Source organism: Streptomyces sp. NRRL S-118 (assembly GCF_000716335.1).
GTDB lineage: Bacteria > Actinomycetota > Actinomycetes > Streptomycetales > Streptomycetaceae > Streptomyces.
Window position 1 is genome coordinate 1 of sequence record NZ_KL591032.1, and the last position, 335, is coordinate 335.

Genomic DNA, 335 nt, shown 5'->3' on the forward strand with positions numbered 1-335 from the left:
AAGGTGGACCGCCGTTCCCTGCCCGCGCCGGACCTGTCCGCGGCACGCGCCGGCTCCGACTACACCGCACCCCGCGACACCACCGAGGAGACCCTCGCCGCCGTCTGGGCCGACGTCCTCGGCGTCGAACGCGTCGGCATCCACGACAACTTCTTCGACCTCGGCGGCGACTCCATCCTCTCCATCCAGGTCGTCTCCCGCGCCCGCCAGGCCGGACTCCACCTCACCTCCCGCCTCCTCTTCCTCCACCAGACCGTCGCCGCCCTCGCCCCCGTCGTCACCCCGGCCGAGGAGTCGTCCGGCGGACCGGCGGAGGTGTCGGGCCGGGTCGGACT

General features: G+C 73.7%; 1 protein-coding gene. It reads left to right on the forward strand.

What is annotated here, in order from left to right; all coding sequences use genetic code 11:
* The coding region (locus IH00_RS38175) for a phosphopantetheine-binding protein (RefSeq protein ID WP_039947699.1) at positions 1-335 on the forward strand (335 nt) is incomplete at both ends.